This window comes from Kosakonia sp. CFBP8986 (assembly GCF_034044935.1).
Lineage (GTDB): Bacteria > Pseudomonadota > Gammaproteobacteria > Enterobacterales > Enterobacteriaceae > Kosakonia > Kosakonia cowanii.
Map to the genome: position 1 here is coordinate 1 of NZ_JAXCXB010000009.1, position 17,725 is coordinate 17,725.

The 17,725-nt window shown below is 56.7% G+C and carries 13 protein-coding genes; 3 read left to right on the forward strand and 10 right to left on the reverse strand.

Annotation, left to right across the window (positions count from 1 at the left end):
• Together SOM48_RS18450 and SOM48_RS18455 are read left to right on the forward strand one after the other, a co-directional pair.
• Positions 1-887: flagellin N-terminal helical domain-containing protein (locus tag SOM48_RS18450; RefSeq protein WP_320512735.1), on the forward strand; the 887-nt coding region annotated here is incomplete at its 5' end.
• A gap of 204 nt (positions 888-1,091) precedes the next feature.
• Positions 1,092-4,742 (forward strand): glycosyltransferase, encoded by a 3,651-nt coding sequence (locus SOM48_RS18455; RefSeq protein ID WP_320512736.1) that lies wholly within the window; start codon positions 1,092-1,094, stop codon positions 4,740-4,742.
• A 60-nt stretch (positions 4,743-4,802) separates the two neighbouring features.
• Here the strand turns inward: SOM48_RS18455 and SOM48_RS18460 are convergent, their stop codons facing one another.
• On the reverse strand, positions 4,803-8,372 hold the full coding sequence (locus SOM48_RS18460; protein ID WP_320512737.1) for a glycosyltransferase: 3,570 nt from the start codon (positions 8,370-8,372) through the stop codon (positions 4,803-4,805).
• 247 nt (positions 8,373-8,619) lie between these two features.
• On the opposite strand from SOM48_RS18460, the gene SOM48_RS18465 reads away from it, so the two are divergent.
• Complete coding sequence (locus SOM48_RS18465) at positions 8,620-9,759, forward strand: DegT/DnrJ/EryC1/StrS family aminotransferase (RefSeq protein ID WP_320512738.1); 1,140 nt, start codon at positions 8,620-8,622, stop codon at positions 9,757-9,759.
• Between the two features lie 31 nt (positions 9,760-9,790).
• Here SOM48_RS18465 and SOM48_RS18470 read toward each other — a convergent pair whose 3' ends face one another.
• The 9 genes from SOM48_RS18470 to SOM48_RS18510 form a co-directional block, all read right to left on the reverse strand.
• Positions 9,791-10,987: an acyl-CoA reductase gene (locus SOM48_RS18470; RefSeq protein WP_320512739.1), complete on the reverse strand. Its 1,197-nt coding sequence runs from the start codon at positions 10,985-10,987 to the stop codon at positions 9,791-9,793.
• The gene (locus tag SOM48_RS18475) at positions 10,971-12,056 is read right to left on the reverse strand and encodes a LuxE/PaaK family acyltransferase (RefSeq protein WP_313276620.1); all 1,086 of its coding nucleotides are present in this window, start codon (positions 12,054-12,056) and stop codon (positions 10,971-10,973) included. Before SOM48_RS18475 ends, SOM48_RS18470 begins: the two co-directional genes overlap by 17 nt.
• Positions 12,040-13,422: an AMP-binding protein gene (locus tag SOM48_RS18480; RefSeq protein ID WP_320512740.1), complete on the reverse strand. Its 1,383-nt coding sequence runs from the start codon at positions 13,420-13,422 to the stop codon at positions 12,040-12,042. Before SOM48_RS18480 ends, SOM48_RS18475 begins: the two co-directional genes overlap by 17 nt.
• A complete protein-coding gene (locus tag SOM48_RS18485; protein ID WP_320512741.1) occupies positions 13,419-14,384 on the reverse strand; it encodes a transketolase family protein in 966 nt (321 codons plus the stop codon). The genes SOM48_RS18480 and SOM48_RS18485 overlap by 4 nt, the downstream gene beginning before the upstream one ends.
• Entirely contained in the window at positions 14,377-15,195 is an 819-nt protein-coding gene (locus SOM48_RS18490; RefSeq protein WP_320512742.1) for a transketolase, read from the reverse strand. The genes SOM48_RS18485 and SOM48_RS18490 overlap by 8 nt, the downstream gene beginning before the upstream one ends.
• Positions 15,192-15,935, reverse strand: a complete 744-nt coding sequence (locus SOM48_RS18495; protein ID WP_313276623.1) for an SDR family NAD(P)-dependent oxidoreductase — start codon at positions 15,933-15,935, stop codon at positions 15,192-15,194. The genes SOM48_RS18490 and SOM48_RS18495 overlap by 4 nt, the downstream gene beginning before the upstream one ends.
• Positions 15,936-15,945: 10 nt before the next feature.
• Positions 15,946-16,689 (reverse strand): SDR family NAD(P)-dependent oxidoreductase, encoded by a 744-nt coding sequence (locus tag SOM48_RS18500; RefSeq protein ID WP_054803244.1) that lies wholly within the window; start codon positions 16,687-16,689, stop codon positions 15,946-15,948.
• Between the two features lie 4 nt (positions 16,690-16,693).
• Positions 16,694-16,936 carry a hypothetical protein gene (locus SOM48_RS18505; protein WP_054803245.1) on the reverse strand — a complete coding sequence of 81 codons (243 nt, stop codon included), beginning with the start codon at positions 16,934-16,936 and terminating at the stop codon, positions 16,694-16,696.
• 63 nt (positions 16,937-16,999) lie between these two features.
• Complete coding sequence (locus SOM48_RS18510) at positions 17,000-17,647, reverse strand: acetyltransferase (protein WP_232374395.1); 648 nt, start codon at positions 17,645-17,647, stop codon at positions 17,000-17,002.
• Positions 17,648-17,725: the final 78 nt, after the last annotated feature.

A 17,725-nucleotide genomic window follows, 5' to 3' on the forward strand; every position in this document is an offset into this window, starting at 1 on the left:
ACACCCTGTCGCTGATGACCCAGAACAACCTGACTAAATCACAGTCTTCTCTGGGCACCTCGATTGAGCGTCTCTCTTCCGGTCTGCGTATCAACAGTGCAAAAGATGATGCTGCTGGTCAGGCGATCGCCAACCGTTTCACCTCTAACATCAATGGTCTTACCGTTGCTGCCCGTAACGCCAACGACGGTATCTCCCTGGCGCAGACTGCTGAAGGCGCGCTGAGCGAAGTGAACAACAACCTGCAGCGTATCCGTGACCTGACCGTTCAGGCACAGAACAGCTCCAACTCCGCGTCCGATATCGACTCCATCCAGGCTGAAGTTAACCAGCGTATGGAAGAGATCAACCGCGTGACCACCCAGACCGACTTCAACGGCATTAAAGTGCTGAACACCGGTACCGGTTCAAGCAGCTATAACTTCCAGGTTGGTTCTAAAGATAACGAAACTATCTCCATCAGCCTGAGCAAGTCTGACTCCTACAACCTCTATAACGCCACTGGTGCAACTGCGGTAACCACCACCCAGACCATCAACGGTAACGCGCGTTCTACTTCTGCTGAAGGCTTCGACGTACTGAAAGGTACCGTTGACTCCACTGGCGGTACCAACGGTGCTCCGCTGGCAGATATCGATGCGGCCATCAAAGCAGTTGACGATCAGCGCAGCATGCTGGGTGCCTCCCAGAACCGTTTCGAGTCCACCATCACTAACCTGAACAACACCGTGAGCAACCTGTCAGCGGCACGCAGCCGTATTCAGGACTCCGACTATGCGACGGAAGTGTCGAACATGTCCCGCGCGCAGATCCTGCAGCAGGCTGGTTCTTCCGTGCTGGCGCAGGCCAACCAGGTTCCGCAGACCATGCTGTCCCTGCTGCGTTAATCCGCAGACACCGTTGTACAAAAAAGCGCCGCCTGTCGGCGCTTTTTTTTATCTCCACGGCTATCACGCCGGACAATCGCCAGATTTAAGCCCTTTTCAACAACCTTATTCCCCCCTCGAAACGCAGGCATTCCCGCACAATAACTCTAATTACACTTGCGCCCACCGTTGCGGGTAGCAGGTCAAACAGGTTGAGGATGACGGATGCAAACCCTATTAATCAGTATTGATAGTTTCGACGCTTTTACGCAGCCTGCGGCTGAACTTATTGATATTGCTGACACGCTGTTGGCGTCTGGCTGGCGCGTCGAGGTCATTTGCTCGACGGCAGGTAAAACGCTGGGCGCGGAAATTGCCCGCCTGACAGCGACAGGCCGTTTTGCGATCATTACCGATAAGCAAGGCGAGCTTGCCCGCCATTACACGCTCATCTGGATCTACCGCGGCTTTTTCAGTGACAAGTTACTCGATGCCCTTAGCGCCGGCGATCTGCGCGGCGCGATGCTCTTCCGTCACTACTGCGATTACAATGACATGTACATCCCCTGGGGCGTCGCGCTGGAAAACCGTCTCGCCGCGCTGACGCTCGATCTCTCCCCACGCAGCTCTGCCATTTTGTTGCAAACGGGTATTGATCCTGCGCAGCTTAAAACGATGCCGTGGAGCGTACCGCGTCGCTTTGCACAGTATGTGCGAACGCGCCAACCGCAAAGCCTCACGCGCGCGCTTTACATGGCGCCATCGATGTCGACAGAAATGTATGAAATCCAGGCGCGCGCGCGCGATGTGGGCATCAAAATTGAGTGGCTCGATCTCAGCCTGCAGAGTGAGCGTCTCGAACCCGGCTGGCTTGAGCAGTACGATGTTGTCATTGGCAACGAAGATAGCGTGGCAAAAGCGCTTTCTCTGGGTATTCCCCTGTTCCTGATTAATGAAGGCTACGTGGAAGGCTACCTGGGTGAAAATAACATCGCCCAACATGAGGCGGAGCACTTTAGCGCACTTACCCTGCGCAACTGCCCGGATGCCGATGAGTGGGTAGAGTTACTGCAAAGCGGCTATGCCGGAGCGCAGGCGTGGACTCAGGCGCAACGGGCGCACTTCGCGTCGAAATGGGCACTGGATGCACAGCTTGAAGCCCTGCTGGCGCAAGATTTACCTGAAAAATCGCTGCTGATTGATGATAAAGAGCGCTACACCCTGCATTTTCACAGCAAAGCGGTGCTGGCCCAGCAGCAGACCAGCGATTACTCACTGACGCGCTGGTTTGAAGACCGCAAGCTCAGCGACGCCCGTCGCGAGGCGCTGCTCTCCTTTGCCGCGGCATATCCGCACAAATCCACTCTTGGCGTCATTATTGTTGGCGAAGGCCCGCTGGCTGAGAAAACTAAAGCGTCGGTCGAGTGCCAGTCGCTGGCACCCGTCACTATTGACGTGATTGCAGAGGAGGGCGCTTGGCCTGCAGCAGTGAATACGCTGCTCACTACCCGCGAAGCCGGTTCGATGTTGATCGTCCCTGCAGGCTATACCTTACGGGATGACGCGCTGTTGCGTTTCGTCGGGCAAGCGCTCCATCAGCCAGAGGCCTTGCTCTTCTACTGCGATGAGATGACGCAGGGTGAGGGGAACGATCCAGAGCTGACGCTGCGTCCGGAAGTGAACATTGATGTGCTACGCGGTTTTCCCTATATCGGACGCGTGCTGCTCTTCTCACGTGAAGCGGCGCAACAGTTGGGTGGCCTGAATCCATGCTATCCGCACGCTGCGATGATCGATCTGCTATGGCGCTTTGTTGAAGCACAGGGGCCACAATCGCTGGCGCGCGTGGCGGAAGTTCTGGTAGAGAACCCGCATAAAGCGTCGCACTGGTATGCGAGCCCGGCGGTGATAGAGGAGTGCGGCGAGGTGCTGCTTGCGCATCTGCAGCGCCTCGGTATCAACGCCTCGCTGGAGGAGGGCAACGCCCCGGCGATGAAACGCCTTCGCTACCACTGGGGTGCCACGCCGCTGGTCTCTATTATCATTCCGACCCGCGATCGCTTTGCCCTGCTCAAACGCTGCATCGAAAGCCTGATGGAGAAGACGCGTTACCCGCACTATGAAGTGCTGATCGTCGACAATCAGTCTGTCGAGGAGGATGCCTGCCGTTTTCTCAACGATCTTGCCGGCCTGGGCATCGATCAGGTGCGCATCCTGCGTTATGACGCCCCATTTAACTATGCGGGGATCAATAACGCTGCGGCTCAGCAGGCGCGCGGAGATGTGCTGGTTTTCCTGAATAATGATTGTGAAATCATTGATGGCGACTGGCTTGATACCTTGCTGGAGCAGGCACTGCGCCCGGAAGTGGCACTGGTAGGTGCGAAGCTCGAATATCAGGATGGCACTATTCAGCACGGCGGGTATCTGCTCGGCCTGCAACACGGCGTCGAGGTTGCTTTTGAGGGGAGTGACAACCAGGCCAGCGGGTTTAGTCACTTCCTGAAAACGCCGCGCAATCTGGCGGCGGTGAGCGGCGCCTGCATGATGGTGCGCAAAGAGGTTTTCTACGCCCTTAATGGCTTCACTGAGGAGAAATATCCGCTCTATTTCGGCGATGTTGACCTTGGGTTGCGGGCGCAAAAGCTGGGTTATCTCAACGTCTGGACCCCTTACGCCCGCGTCAAACATATGGGCGGCGCCACGCGTCTGCTCGGCAGTAAAATCGGCGTACAGGAGCGTCCTTTACTGCACGACTATGCGACGCTTCGGGCTGAGTGGCAGCAGGGGCTGCTGGCAGAACCCTCTTACCATCCGTTAATGCAGAAAATGGGTAAAGCGTTCACCCTGAGCGACAGCGTGGCTAGGCTCCACCAGCCGCTGCCGGGACGTCCGCTGCCGGTAGTGATGGCGCATCATATTAACTGGGTTGGCGGTGGTCATCACCGTGTGATGCAGCCATTCAAAGCAATGGAGCGTCACTTGATGCTGGAGGGGGGGCTTACTAATACCATCCCCGGCGTGATGGAGGCTGCGCAATTACAGCCGGACGTTATTCTGCTGGAACTGATCACCGGTAGCCGCTTCCCGGATATCTTCAGACAGCTGCGGGAAGTGAGCGCAGCGAAAATTGTGCTCGAATATGACGATTACCTGTTAAACGTACCGCTGAAGAATGGTAACCGGCAGCACTTCCCACAGCATATGATCAAAAGCTTCAGAAAAGTGCTCGACAGCGCCGACTGGCTGGTGGTTTCAACCGCACCGCTGGCGGAGGCCTATAGCCGTTTTCATTCCGATATTCGAATTGCGCAAAACCGACTGGCGCCGCATCAGTGGGGAGACCTGCGCAGCGCGCGCGGCGTAGGGAAAAAGGTGCGCGTTGGCTGGGCGGGCGGCAGTTCGCATAGCGGCGATCTGGAGATCCTGCTGCCGCTTATCAAGGCGCTGGAAGGGCAGGTTGAGTGGGTCTTTATGGGCATGAAGCCGCGCAATGTGCAGTGCGAGTTTCATCCCGGCGTACCTTTCGAACTCTACCCGGAAAAGCTGGCGAGCCTCAATCTCGATCTCGCGCTGGTGCCGCTGGAAATCAACCAGTTCAACGAGTGTAAAAGTAATCTGCGCCTGCTGGAGATTGGCACCTGTGGCGTGCCGATTATCGCCACCAATATTGAACCGTACCGATGCAATCTTCCGGTGACGTTGGTCGAGAACCGCTTTAAAGAGTGGATGAACGCCGTGCAGGCCTACATCAATGATGAGGATTTACGCCACCGTCAGGGAGATGCACTGCGCGAGGCCGTACATCAAGAGTGGTATCTTCGCGATGCCGGGCTGGATGAGTGGCGCCACGCCTGGTTACCGGCAGAAAAGTAGCGTAGCAATATGAAAAAAAGGGAGGCCAGAAGGCCTCCCTTTTTATTAACTGCTTTGCGACTATGCGTCTGGCAGCCAGATGCGGGCCTGCTGAAGCACTGTTTCTTCATCCCAGAAGCCTTGCGCCAGCACCTGCGCTTTTAGCGCATCGCCCAGTGCCGCTGAAGCCGGGCGGTCGTGCAGATGATTTTCAATGGCCTCACGCCAGAGTTTGGGCTTATTCCCCACGCGGGTAATGGCAGCAAAGTTGCCGGTTGCAACAATATCGCTACAGATAACCGGCACGCCGCAGGCACCATATTCCAGCACCCGACGCGGGCTGAGCGTGCGATTCCACAGATTATCCGCCATCGGCAGTAAAGCGAGATCCAGATTGAGGCTGGCCAGCTTCTGCGCAAAATAAGTCGGCTGCACAGCTGCGTGATACTCGGTCATCAGCGGACGCAGTGACGGCGGGCAGTAGCCATAGAAAACCCACTCAACGCGATCCGCCAGCTGGCCTACTAATTTGTGAATGATTTCCAGATCGCCGACATCGGCAGCGCTGCCTATCCAGCCGACACGCATTTTATCGCCGGTACCGCGCAGCGTATTGAGCGCTGACCACTGACGAGGATCGAGGCGAGCGGGCATAACGCGGATATCGCTATGCAGACCTGCGCACTGCTCCGCCAGCGCTTCGCTGGCCACCACCAGCCTGTCGATATGGCTTAACGTAGCGCGCAGAGCGGCTGCCAGCGCCTGTGGAGATTCGCTGCGCTCGGCCGCATTGACCGGCATAGCGGGCAACCAGCCGTCAAGGTCGAACACTTTGAACAGGCTCTCTCCCTGCGGCAGCCGTCGTAACCACTCTTGCGTGCCGTCACTGACCTGGCGATGAACAATTAACGTATCCGGCGCAAAACGCGCCAGGTCGGCGTAAGTACTGGCGTGATAGTTGATCTGACCTTCGACCAGCCCCACTTCATGCATCAGCGAGAGCGGTGTATCGAGACGCTGCTGACTCTCGGGTAAGCTGCGTAGCGGGAAGGAGACCAGGCGCGGGATCGGTTTCCAGTGCAGCGGCTGCCAGCTGTTATAGCGATCTACCTCAAACTGGAAACCTGCGCCATCCTGGGAGAGGTTAGGGTTATAGGCAGGATCGTTTGCGATAATCGGTAGCCACTTGCGGTACATGGCATCCTGTTCAGCCATAAAGCGCTGGCGCTTTTTCTCCTGCACCGTCTTGTCGACATGAGTCTGGCTGACGCTGCCTTCATGCATCACCAGCGCGTGCGGTGTCCAGACCGTTAAATATCCCGCCTCGCGCACTTTTAAGCAGAGATCGACATCGTTATAGGAGACGGTGAATTGCGTCTCGTCTAATCCGCCAACCTGCTCATACACCGCTTTGCGGATCAGCAAACAGGCGGCGGTTACCACATTGTAGTTCTGGTCGACACGCAAACGGTTCATATAGCCGCTGCGATCGTTTTCACTGCCGATATAGGGGTGATCGGCCGGACCGCGCAGCCCGAGTACGACACCCGCGTGCTGGATTTTTCCGTCAGGGTAGAGCAGTTTTGCGCCCGTGATACCCACTTCCGGTCGCAGACCGTGGTTAAGAAGATTATCCAGCCAGTCGGGGTTAATGATTGCGGTATCGTTATTCAGCAGTACCAGGTAGTCGCCGCGCGCTTCCCGTGCCGCCATATTATTGATGGCAGAGTAGTTAAAGGGGTGCGGATAACGCAGGACGCGAATGCGTTCAGGATCAATGGACGAAATGCCCTCCAGCCACTGTAGCGCCTCTACCGTTTCGCTGTTGTTATCGACAATCAGCAGTTCGTAATTACGGTAGCGCGTTTTTTCCAGCAGAGTGGTGACGCAGGCACTGAGGATGCGCAGCTGATCTTTGGTCGGGATGATGATCGACACCAGCGGCTGTTCCTGGTGATGGTAGCGCAGGGCATACAGACCCTCGCCGGTCACCGCCACCTCGCCCTGGGGGTAGCCGCGCTGGCGCAGGTGATGGGTTAAAATGTTTGCCTCTTCCGCTCGGGTCAGGATCTCAGGCAGGTGGCCGAGAAGAAATGGCTCCGGAAGGTGTCCGGCAAAACCCATCCCTTTCTGCTCAATCAGGCGCACGATGTACTCAAATTGCCACGCCTGCGCATAGTGCGGGTTGAAACCGCCCAGCTCACGCAGTGTACGGGTGCGAAACAGCCAGTGGCGAGCCATTTCCGCCGGGTAACTCAGCAATAAATCGAGGTTAAAGTCCGGGCGAAACGCCGTGGAGTGGATATCGCCTTCCTGCTGATAGAGTTCGTCACCGTAGAGCGCATCACACTGTTCCGCGTCACCCAGTGCCAGATCGAACATCAGCATACCGCTGGAGAGCAGCGTTTCGCCTGCCTCGAGGAACAGCACCCAGTCTGTTGCACGATCGCTGAGAAAAGCGTTGATGTACTGCACCGTTTGCGCCTGTGCCGCCACAATAGCGATCGTATCAGGTGCGCAATGCAGCGCGGTTTCGCCTACCGTAACCGCTTCAAGCGTTAGTCCGTAGCCGGTATAGCCGTTGATACTGTCAAATGTTCGCTGCGTGGCTGCCGGATCGCGGTCTGCATGCAGAATAAAGACCGTTAAGGTTTGCGCGATGTTGCGCGCCGTTGCATACGCGTCGACATAGACCCGGTGTTGGGCAGGAAGCGTGCGCTGTTGCAGCCACTGCTGAATTTGATAGCTCTGATAATGGCGGCTTGAGAGGTGCGTTGCGTGCAGCATGCCGTGAATCAGGTTCTCCTGCTGTACCTGCTCAGGGGCATTGAGCGGTGCCACCTTGACGATGCAGTTCTCCTCTTTGGTGCCTTTGTACCAGCCCTGTTCCCGAATGATTTGCGGGAAACGGGTATAGGTACGATTTATCATCTCGCGATACTTCTCATCGTTGGCTCGCTTACTGCTCTGATTTTCTGAAACGCGAAATGCGGCGAGAGGCTCGGCGATAAATGCCAGGTTGCCGAGGCGCAGCAATTTCACGTAGAGCGCGACATCCACGAGGAAGGGCATCGGTTCACCGCCCAGGTTGAATAGCTCCTCGCCGAAGGCGAGCGCGTCTTCGCGATAGCAGAGCACCGCGCTGGGCTCGCCGATAAAGTTGACCTGGTAGTCGGCAAAAAAGGCGACCAGATCGGCACCATCGATCGCTACATCGCAGCCAAACGGAAAGGCCGTGGCATTAATATCCACCAGCGGCTTGCCCTCTTCATCAATACGCGTGCGACGGGACGAGGCGAGACGATTGGCGGGTGAGGATTCAATGGCGTCAACCAGACGCGTCACGCACTCTTTATAAATGATGTCGTCGTCATAAAGGAACTTGATGTATTTACCCTGCGCTTCCCGAATACAGCGGCGCACGTTATTAACCTCGCGCAGTGCTGGTTCGTTTTTGAAGTAGCGGATCGGCACGGTGGAGTGACCCGCGTAACGCTCGGTCAGGGTGCGGATGGTGTCATCGCGGCTATCGTCACAGATAATGATTTCACAGTTGGGCCAGCTTTGATGCAGGGCGCTCAGAAGCGCTGTCTCAAAGAACTCAGGGTTGTAAGCGGGGATGGTAATACTTACCAGAGCGTGTTCGTTCATTTTTTATCCATGCTGAGCTACCCGCGCGCGCGAAGGCAGGGTCATCGTTTTAATACCCCGACTTTGTCACACCGCTGGCAAATCCAGCCGTTAAATATCGGATCTTTTATCCCCTTATTCCTCTGATAGTGAGCGACATTGCACTCGTTTGCATAATTAGCACCATAAATGAATGCTGTTTTGCCGATCGAATAGCCGCAGGCTGGGTACTATCAGCAAAACTTCTCTTAATCAGGCAGGCTTCTCCATGGGCGATAACATTTTCGTCACCAGTCCTTTGTTACCCTCTCTGGAAGAATTTATTCCTTACATGGAGAAGATCTGGCAAAACCGCATTTTGACGAACGGCGGGCCGTTTCATCGTCAGCTTGAAGAGGCATTAGCCGACTACCTTGGTGTAAAGCATGTGTGCCTTTTTTCTAACGGCACCCTCGCGCTACTGACCGCGTTACAGGCATTGCGCATCACCGGCGAGGTGATCACCACTCCTTACTCATTTGTGGCGACGTCGCACACGCTGCTGTGGAACAATTTGACGCCGGTGTTTGCCGACATCGATCCGCAGACATTTAATATCTCCCCTGAACGTATCGAAGAGCTGATCACGCCACAAACCACCGCCATCATGCCGGTACACTGTTACGGCATTCCCTGCGATACCGACAAGATCCAACAGATTGCCGATATCTATGGCTTGAAAGTGATTTACGACGCGGCGCACGCCTTTGGCGTCCGCCAGGCGGGTACCAGCATTCTGAACCACGGCGATTTGTCGGTGCTGAGTTTCCATGCGACCAAGGTTTTCAACACCTTCGAAGGCGGCGCAATTATTTGCCATGATGAGCGCACCAAACAGCGCATCGACTATCTGAAAAACTTTGGTTTTGCCGGGGAAACCCGCGTGGTTGCGCCGGGCATCAACGCCAAGATGAATGAGATGGAAGCGGCGTTTGGCCTGCTTCAGCTCAATCATATTGATGGCGCGCTGGCCTCGCGGGCGAGCATTTATCAACGCTATTGCGAAGGCTTACAGGGCGTGGCTGGCATTCGCTGGTTCGATGCGGCTGGACGTTTCGACTGGAACCACGCCTACTACCCTGTGCTGGTGGAGAGCGACTACCCGCTTACGCGCGACGGGCTTTATGATGCGCTGAAAGAGGAGGGGATATACTCTCGACGCTACTTCTATCCGCTGATTAGCTCATTTTCAATGTATCGCCATCTGCCCTCCGCCGCGCCGCAACATTTACCGGCTGCCAATGCCATCGCGGAGAAGATACTCTGCTTGCCCATCTACCCGGACTTAAGCGAAGCGGATCAACTACGGGTTATTGAGGTAATTCGTCGACATGGGCTGAAAAAGCGCACGGTCCCCCACGTAGCGTGAGAAAAAAAAGCACTGGCGAACCAGTGCTTTTTTATGCGTAAGCCACGTGCCGGGTCAGCATCGCCACCAGATCGTATCCATCCCAGTTCAGCGTGAAATCGAGGGTATGACCAAAGGGGACAATACGATCAACCCCTTTTGGACGCCGCGCGCTAAGCCACTGATTGACCTTTTCCGACTCGACACCAAACAGCGCCAGTGTCTGGCAGCGTTCGCCGCACATTGGGGTGATTTCATCGAGTTCAGCTGCTTCATACTCCATAAAGAAACCGCAGTTGCCGCGCAATGCCATCATCTGAGGCGCAAGGGAAGGTAGCTCAACGCGCATCAGCAGGTTGTTGGCATCAGAGGCTTTTTTTACGCCGGGATAGTTCGCCGCCAGCTGATACAGACGGCTCAGCTTATCGACGGCTGCCACTGGTTCCAGTGTGTAACGCGCTGCGGCGTAGTGGTGAAAGTGTTGCCAGAAGAGCGTGCGGGCCTGCGCTGCATCTTGCCCCAGCCACACCACCAGCGCAGGGGAGGAGCAGGCATTCTGATCGTTGAGCAGGGTATCGTTAAAGAACGCCTGCGCCAGCGTGGCTTTGTTCTCATGCGCCAGGTAGCGTCCGGCGTCGATCGCCGCCAGCGAGTAGCGATCGGCAAAGGCAATATCGAGTGCGCGCACCGGCAGCGGCGAGCGACGGATCTGGGCGATGGTTTCATCTCCACCCCAGATTATCCGCGTATCGCACAGCGCCGAGAGCGCATCATTGATGGCTTGTTGCCGCCCGTAGCGCAGCAGACAGATCCAGGGCGCAAGCGATGGGTGTTCTGCCAGCGCGGCGGATAACAGGCGGATGATAATCGTCACCTGAGGGTGATCGCGCCCCGGTAAACGCACGATATTGGCATTGCCGGTTAGTAGCCCGCTAAACAGCGAATAGGCGAAATTCGCCGCGACATTTCCCGGTGCGATATGAAACGCCACGCCGCGACCAAAGCGCTGCGCGAGATTGCCGCTACTGGCGCGCATCTGTGCCAGCGATGCTGGCCGGCACCAGAAACCGAGGCTCACCACGTCTGGCCACGCCTTCGCTTCGCTGTCTTGCAGCGCCAGGCGCGAAAAGGTGTGCAGAAACTCCAGCACCGGCGCGGCAAAAGGAGCAAACGGAGCCAGCGCAGGCATCGCCCGCAGCTGTGCTTCATCGCCAATGGCAAAGGTTATACCGTCAAAATGTGGCTGCATACGTGTCGCTACACCCTCGTAATTCCGCTTTCTTCAGCCGGCCAAAGAGATGGAAGTACTTCCCTTTGCGCCCGCAGGGGCAGTCATCTTCACCCAGCAACACGCCCTCATCTTCTGTCAGCAGGGAGTGACCCGGATAGGACTCCGGCAGCAGGGAGAGCACCTGAACAATCCCGCGCTCGCCGACTGGCGCGCAGGAGAAATCGGCTGCGTTACGGATGATCACATCCGAGAAAATGGAGCTGTGCAGATGGCCCTCTTCGCACTGCATCGAAATAGAGCCGGTCTGCTCCACCATGCCGTAGTAATCATGCACCGCGGGCAGCCCGCAGACCGCCTGTAAACGACGGGCGAACTCAGCCGGTGAGACCGCTTCGTTTTGCAGCTTTTTCCATCCGCCGCCATGAATCAGTAGCGCATTATCCAGCGCCAGCCTCTTTCCGCTGGCCGCCAGCGCTTTATAAAAGTGCTGCCAGACCATAAAAGTGAAGCCAAACATCAGGATGCGCTTGCCGCGATGTTTTTCCAGGAACGCCTCGATCGCCGCAACATTCAGGTTCATCTCCTCATCCAGCGCCCATGCGCGATCCGCCCCGAAAAGGGAGAAACCGAGAATTCCCGCGCCGCGCGCCGAGAAGTGCAGGCGATCTTTAAGCACATCGGGCGAGTCGATAATCAGCATCGGCATCCGCCCGGCACCGGTAAAGTGGCTGACGATCTTTACCAGCGTTTTTTGCTGCATTGCCGCAGTGGTTTTATCGAGGAAAATGCGCGACACCTGCTGGCCGGTGGTGCCGGAAGAGGTCATGGTTTTCACCACCTCTTCATCCGCCACGCTTTTGAGCGTTAACGTTTTGAACAGCGATACCGGCAGGAAAGGGATCTCTTCAGGCGCGTTAATCGCCTGCGGCGCAATACCCTGCGCATCCAGCATCTGGCGATAGGGCGCGCAGTGTGCATAGTGATGGGCGGTCAGCGTTTTCAGCCGCGCCAGCTGTAACGCGCGTTTTTCCTCGCGCGCCAGCGAGTAGGGTGCGATGGCCAGCATCTCATCAAGGGTGAGGGACATGTTCTTTCAGCCTGTGATAGAGCGTCTTACCCGCCGGGTTTTTGGGAATGTCAGCAAGAATAATGGTGTGAAACGCGCTGGCATGAAGATGGCTTAACTGGGCGGCATACTGTTTCACCGCGGCGGCATGTGAGGCATCGGTGAGAAAGATACAGAGCAGATCGTCGCGCCCGTCGCAGGCGAGGCTGACTTCCGGGAAGGCGGTTTTTAATAGCGCTTCCATCTCATCCAGCCCCACGCGGTTACCGAATATTTTCAAAAAACGCTTTTTGCGCCCAACAATGCGGTAGAAGCCTGCTTCATCGACGGTGGCGATATCCCCGGTGTGCAACGTGCCGGCAAACTGGTCGCCGAGCGCTAAATCTTCGCCACGCTCGGCGTAGCCCAGCGCCACGTTATCGCCGCGATAAATCAGTTCACCCTGCGTATCCGGCGTGGTGATGGGTTGGTTTGTCTCATCCAGCAACAGAAACTCGCCGCCCGGAATTGGTTTACCGATAAAGCCGTAACGCGCTTCGGCCTCTTCCGGCGGTAGCCAGGCCATACGCGAGGTCGCTTCTGCGGCACCATACATAACGATAAAACGCTTCCCGCTCTGGCGGGCAAACTCGGTGTACTCCTGCTGCAACGCCGGCGAAAGTTTTCCCCCGGCCTGGGTCAGCGTGCGCAGATCCGGCAGATCCATGCGCATAAAACGCAGCTTACGCAGCATCTCCCAGGTATAGGGCACCCCGGCGAAGGAGCTGGCGCGCGTCTCGCGGACAAAGTTCCACAGTTCGCGCTGCATCACGCTGTGCCCCGTCAGGAGGAGAGTAGCGCCAGCGTGTAAATGGCTGTTGATGATCGATAAGCCGTAGACATAGTTGATCGGCAGGCTTACCAGCCCGCGCTCATCGGCATCAATCTCTAAATAGTGCGCGATGCTGGCGGCGTTACTCTGCAGATTACGTTTACTCAGGCGCACCAGCTTCGGGCTGCCGGTTGAGCCGGAGGTCGACATCAGCAGCGCCAGATCGTCATGCAGCGGCCAGGGCGTTAGCCCGGTGGCCGTCAGCTGATAGCCTTTCTCCTGCGGTTGCCAGAGCAGGGCCGGGCGGTAAGTATCAATCAACTGTTGCATCAGTGACTCATCAAGGGCGCTGTCGAGCAGCAGGGCCACCGCATCTGCTTGCACGCAGGCGAGATAGCCGATTACCGCATCGGCCTGGTTCTGGCAAAAGAGAAAAACCAGCGCGCGCGCGGGAAGCTTACCGGCCAGCGCATTAACTCTGGCAGTCAGCTCGCCATAGCTGAGCTGCTGCCCGCGATCGTCGATCAGCGCCAGCCGCGCAGCATCGTGTTGTTGCGTCTGCCAGAAGGGGGTCATTGCAGCGCGTCCACAATCCGCGCGCACACCTGCCCGGCGGTCAGGCCGCTCTGCTCCAGCATCCAGCCGTAGTCGCCAGCGTGCGGATAGCCCTGCGGGATGCCGACAATCATCTGTCGCGGCCGCTGCGCCTGATTGGCAATACACTCCGCCACGGCGCTGCCAAGACCGCCGATCACGCTGTGCTCTTCCAGCGTTACCAGCAATTTTTTCCCCAGTTGCGCGCTGATGGCGGATTCATCCAGCGGCTTGATGGTATGCATATCAATTACCGTGGCGGCAATGCCGCGTTCAGCCAATTGTGCAGCGCAGGTGAGGGCAACATGCACCATGCTGCCGGTGGCGATAAGCGCAATGTCGTCGCCTTCGCGCAGGGTTATCGCTTTGCCCGGAATGAGTTCAAAATCTTCTTTATAGACGATGGGCGCGCGCATACCGCCGGTAAGGCGGAGATAGACCGGTCCATCGTAGGCCAGCGCCGCCTGGGTCATTTTGACCGTTGCGGTGCAATCTGCCGGGGAGAAAATGGCGATGTTAGAGACCGAGCGCAGCATTGCCAGCTCTTCGATACCGTGGTGCGTGGCACCAAACATGCCTGTCGCCAGACCTGACGCCAGCCCGACCAGCTTAACGTTCTCCTGCATATAACCGAGGTTAAGGCGTACCTGCTCTGCCGCGCGCAGCGTCAGAAAGTTAGGAAACGAGGTGGCGAACGGCACAAAGCCGCTGGAGGCCAGACCTGCGGCGACACCCACCATGTTCTGTTCAGCGATGCCGGTATTAAAGAAGCGATCGGCATAAGTCGTGCTAAAACGATCGAGGCCGGAGGATTTACAGAGATCGCCGGAGAGCGCAACGATACGCGGATCCTCGTGCGCCAGCTCAAGCAGGGTCATACCGAACGTGCCGCGTGAGCCGAGCATCGACCACGAGCGGATAGTGGCGGGTTTAAACTCAATCATCTTCGCCTCCGTGCAGCCCGGTAAGCGCATCAGAGAGCTGCTGTGCCGAGACGCGGTTACGGTGAAACTCTTTACTGTTTTCCATAAACGACACCCCTTTGCCTTTGACCGTGTTGGCGATAATCACCTTCGGTTTGCCGTTGTGCGGTGCGGCGAAGGCCGCCTGCAGTGTGTCAATATCGTGACCATCACAGACAATGGTTTCCCAGTGGCAGGCGCGCCACAGCGCCTCGAGATCCATCTGCATCACCTCGGCGGTAAAACCATCGGATTGCAGACCGTTACGGTCAACGATCAGGGTCAAATTATCGATCTTATGGTGCGCCGCCATAAACGCCCCTTCCCAGATAGCCCCCTCGTTGCATTCGCCGTCGCCGACCAGCACATAGGTGTGCCATGCTTCGCCGTTCAGGCGGCGTCCGAGCGCCAGCCCGGTCGCGAAAGAGAGCCCCTGAGCCAGGCTGCCGCCGGAGAAGTCGATGCCATATTCCGGGTGTTTGGTCGGGTGAACCTGCAGCACCGAACCGTTGATTTCAAACTCATTGAGCTGCGCCTCGGTAATGATGCCGAATTCGCACAGTGTGGCGTACAGCCCCAGCGCCGCGTGGCCTTTACTGAGGATGAAAACATCCCGTTGCTTGTTGGTAATTTGCTGCGCATCGTAACGCATCACGCTGCCATACAGCGTACTCAGGATGTCGGTCATCGACAGAGCAGGGGAGACATGCACGCCATCGCTCGGCGCGTGGTGCGCCACATTAACGATACGGCGACGTATGCGTCGCGCCGCATCCTGAATTTTTTGCGTCATTTGAGACCACCATCCACACGGATCGTCTGGCCCGTGATATAGCTTGAGAGATCGCTGGCTAAAAACAGCGCCGCTTCGGCAATTTCTGCCGGTTGGCCGGCACGGCGTAAGTCGGCGCTATTTTTCGCCTCCTCGACCACCTGCGCAGGCATGGTCAATAACATCTCTGTATCAGTGATCCCCGGCGCGATGCAGTTTGCGCGGATCCCTTTTTCACCCAATTCAGCGGCGATAGATTTGGTCATAGCGATCAGTGCCGCTTTTGAGGCACCGTAGGCAGATTTACCCGGGTTGCCGTCTTCTCCGGCGGTCGAGGCAATATTGATAATGCTGCCGCGCTGGTGGCGGGTCATCAGTTTGGCAACGTATTGCGTAAACAGGTAGACCGAGAAGAAGTTGACTTCAAACTGGCTGCGCAATTGCGCTTCGCTGGTCATCTGGAAGAGGCTGTTGAGCGTAATACCCGCGTTATTGACCACGGCATCCAGCGGGCGTTTATCCGCCATAATGCGTTTTACCGCCTGCTTCATCGCATCATAGTCAGTCATATCGAAGCCCAGCGGCCAGATTTGCACATCATGGCGGCTGGCAATCTGCGCCATCTCGTCACAAAAGAGCACATCGGCTTCGCGCGCATGAGCATAGATGTTCGCGCCATTGGCGGCAAAAACCTCGACCATCGCACGGCCCATGCCACGACGGCAGCCGGTAATAAGAACTGTTTTTCCTTGCATCAACATAGGTGACTCCTCAACCCATTCCGCCATCAACGCGGATAATCTGGCCGGTGGTGTAACTGGAGGCGTCGGAGGCGAGCCATAGCAGGGTGTTAGCAACCTCTTCAGGTAGCCCCGGACGTTTTAATTCGCAACGCGCCATCTGGCGTGCCATTACCTCTTCAGAGAGCGCGGCGGTCATGGCGGTAGCTATTACGCCTGGTGCGACGGCATTGACCCGCACGCCCTGCGGGCCAAGTTCCGCAGAGAGGGTTTTGGTCGCGGCTATCCACGCGGCTTTAACGCTGGCGTAGGCAAGCTGGCCCGGGTTGCCATCCAGCGCTGAGATACTGGAGATATTGATAATGCTGCCTCGCTTCTGGCGCAGCATCAGGCGGGCAATATATTGTGTGAAAGCGATCTGCGAGAAGAAGTTGATGGTGAAGGTTTTCTGCAACTGCTCCAGCGTCACCATTTGAAAGTTGGCATCAAAGTTTGCGCCAGCAATGTTCACCAGAATGTCGACCGGCTTTTTCGCTTTCTGAATCGCCATCGCGGCCTGTTTGACCGCATCGTTGTCGGTGAGATCAAAATAGACCGGGATAATCTCCACCTGATGCTGCGCGCTAAGCTGCGCGCAATAGTGCGTAAACTCCGCCGATTCGGTCTGGCAGCAGGCGAAAACATCGGCTCCCGCCCGGGCGAAGGTTTCCAGCGTTGCCTTGCCGATACCCTGCAGGCAACCGGTGATAACAGCCGTTTTCGCTTTCAGCAACATGGTCTTAGTCCTGAAGTTCGACGTCGTATTTCTTCAGGATCTCTTTACCTTTTGCCCAGGAAGAGAACTCAATGATGTCGTCGGTATCCATCATGATATCGAACGCGTCCTCCAGCGAGGCGATCATCGTCATGTGTCCGACGGAGTCCCAGGATGGGGTGTCCTGATATTTGTAGTCAGCAAGGATCGCTTCGCTGACGTCAAAAGTTTCCGTAAAAATGCGGTTATAGGTAGCTAAGTTAGACATCGTGTTTCTCCAGAATTGTGTAAAAAATGAGTTGTCTTGTACGCGGCATACCGGCGGCCAGGATCATCGAAAGACTTTTTTATCGTCGTTTGCGCGGATGACTCTTGCCGGGTTGCCCATGGCGATAACGCCGTCAGCGATATCAGCAAACACGGCGGCACCCATACTGACGATCGCCTGCTGGCCGATAGTGGTGTTTTCACGGATTACCGCATTCATGCCAATAAAGGTCGCGTCGCCGACCCGGCAGTGACCCGCCAGGTTGGCATAGGATGAGATCACGACGTCGTCGCCAATCAAACAGTCGTGTCCAAGGCTGGCGTTAGGTTGCAAATGGACATTGCGGCTAATGCGACAGTCGCATGAAATAAAGACGCCACAACAGACGACGCACCCCTCTTCGAGGGTAACGTCAGAACTGACATGCGCGGCAGGATGCACCAGCACAGGGAGCTGGAAGCCGGCTGCCCGTGCTTTATCCGCTAACACGCGGCGAGCAGCAGGTTCACCGACGGCAATGACAATCTCATACTCGGCAGGATTCAGACTTTGCAGCGTCACGACGTCATAGCCTTTAAGCTGGCGCGCAGGCTGCATATCATCAATAAAGCAGAAGCCGTCCCAACGGGGATGCAGATGATTGATGTGTGTCGCCAGTTCAAGTACTTCTCTACCGAGACCACCTGCGCCATAGATTGCCAGTTTCATCATATCCTCGAGATGCGGTATTGCCGGGCGATGAGTTTGGCGAAACCGCGTCACGCTGTTGCGTTCGCTCGCGCGCAAAAA

Excerpts from the sequence above, each read along its gene's own strand:
- SOM48_RS18480 (WP_320512740.1), bottom strand. The coding sequence starts at position 13,422 with ATGACCCCCTTCTGGCAGACGCAACAACACGATGCTGCGCGGCTGGCG.
- SOM48_RS18510 (WP_232374395.1), bottom strand. The coding sequence starts at position 17,647 with ATGATGAAACTGGCAATCTATGGCGCAGGTGGTCTCGGTAGAGAAGTA.
- SOM48_RS18485 (WP_320512741.1), bottom strand. The coding sequence starts at position 14,384 with ATGATTGAGTTTAAACCCGCCACTATCCGCTCGTGGTCGATGCTCGGC.
- SOM48_RS18465 (WP_320512738.1), top strand. The coding sequence starts at position 8,620 with ATGGGCGATAACATTTTCGTCACCAGTCCTTTGTTACCCTCTCTGGAA.
- SOM48_RS18500 (WP_054803244.1), bottom strand. The coding sequence starts at position 16,689 with ATGTTGCTGAAAGCGAAAACGGCTGTTATCACCGGTTGCCTGCAGGGT.
- SOM48_RS18460 (WP_320512737.1), bottom strand. The coding sequence starts at position 8,372 with ATGAACGAACACGCTCTGGTAAGTATTACCATCCCCGCTTACAACCCT.
- SOM48_RS18475 (WP_313276620.1), bottom strand. The coding sequence starts at position 12,056 with ATGTCCCTCACCCTTGATGAGATGCTGGCCATCGCACCCTACTCGCTG.
- SOM48_RS18490 (WP_320512742.1), bottom strand. The coding sequence starts at position 15,195 with ATGACGCAAAAAATTCAGGATGCGGCGCGACGCATACGTCGCCGTATC.
- SOM48_RS18495 (WP_313276623.1), bottom strand. The coding sequence starts at position 15,935 with ATGTTGATGCAAGGAAAAACAGTTCTTATTACCGGCTGCCGTCGTGGC.
- SOM48_RS18455 (WP_320512736.1), top strand. The coding sequence starts at position 1,092 with ATGCAAACCCTATTAATCAGTATTGATAGTTTCGACGCTTTTACGCAG.
- SOM48_RS18505 (WP_054803245.1), bottom strand. The coding sequence starts at position 16,936 with ATGTCTAACTTAGCTACCTATAACCGCATTTTTACGGAAACTTTTGAC.
- SOM48_RS18470 (WP_320512739.1), bottom strand. The coding sequence starts at position 10,987 with ATGCAGCCACATTTTGACGGTATAACCTTTGCCATTGGCGATGAAGCA.